The following is a 1,160-nucleotide window of genomic DNA, read 5'->3' as shown; positions in this document are numbered from 1 at the left end:
CGCAGTTTGCAGGAGTGGCGCCAGGGCGGTGGCGAACTGGATGATGAGTTGATCGGTGAGTCGTTGGTCACCTATGGCGCCAGCTACGGCTCGGCGTTGCGCACGCGGTGGCGTTTGCCCCTTGAGCTGCGCCAACTGATCGCGGCGATCTATTCCCTGGAAGGCGGAGTGTATTCCCGTGAAGCGTTGGTGATGAACATAGAAGCGCAACTGGCAGGGCTGACCGAGCATGAAGGTATCGAGGCGCTGGCCAAGGGCAAGACGGCGCGGCTGCTGAAGGTCGGGCTTTCAGAGCTGATGCGCATCCGCAAGCCTGCGTAGGTACTGTGTCAGGTAGCCTACGGACATTCAGCCGACAATTACCCGGTTCTTGCCTTGGCGCTTGGCCTCATACATGGCCGCATCGGCCCGGGCGAATAGGCTGTCGAGGGTTGTGTCTTCGGCGCTCAGGCTGGCCAGGCCCTGGCTGACAGTCACCACATAGGGCTGGCCTTCGTGACTGAACCCCAGTTGCTGGATTTCCTGTCCCAGGCGCTCGGCGACCTGTATGGCTGGTTCCGGTGCGCATCCAGGCAGCACGGCGGCAAACTCTTCGCCGCCAATGCGGCCGAACAGGTCGCCACGGCGCAATATGCCTCGCCCGCTCTCGGCGATACGCAACAGCACCTGATCGCCCTCCAGGTGGCCGTAGGTGTCGTTGATGGCCTTGAAGTGATCCATATCCAGCATCAGCGCACACAGCGGCTGATGGGTGCGCTGGCATTGGTCATACAGCACCTGGGCTTTATCGAAGAATGCCCGGCGGTTCATCAGCCCGGTGAGTTCGTCGGTCTGCGCCGCGCGCGTTGAAATACTGTGGGCACGCTCTATTTCACGGGTCAGGCGAAAGGCCGTCTCCAGCGCCTCGGACAATTTACGCGAGGCACCCACCACAAATGACGAGAACACCAGCACGGCGATCGCCATGCCCAGCTGCATCTTGGACGGTTGAAACAGCAACCACAGGGTACACGGCAACAACGCCAGCGCCATGGACACCATGGTCAGGTAGCGGTAGGCCGAGTAGCACGACACCGCGCTGACCGACATGCCCACGGCAAAAAGCAGGACCAGCGCCTGGGTCAACCGATCATCCGCGGGCATCACGGCAAAGGCTCCCA

2 protein-coding genes are annotated in these 1,160 nt (G+C 61.8%); one reads left to right on the top strand and one right to left on the bottom strand.

The genetic code is table 11. The annotated features are described in order from the left end of the window. The coding region (locus ASU03_RS21190) for a hypothetical protein (protein ID WP_231731641.1) at positions 1-321 on the top strand (321 nt) is incomplete at its 5' end. Positions 322-348: 27 nt separating this feature from the next. On the opposite strand, the gene ASU03_RS18620 is transcribed toward ASU03_RS21190, so the two are convergent. Continuing rightward, positions 349-1,160: GGDEF domain-containing protein (locus ASU03_RS18620; RefSeq protein ID WP_057833255.1), on the bottom strand; the 812-nt coding region annotated here is incomplete at its 5' end.

This window comes from Colwellia sp. TT2012 (assembly GCF_001440345.1).
In the GTDB taxonomy this organism is placed as follows: Bacteria; Pseudomonadota; Gammaproteobacteria; order Enterobacterales; family Alteromonadaceae; genus Colwellia.
This window is presented reverse-complemented; position numbering and strand designations above follow the sequence as displayed.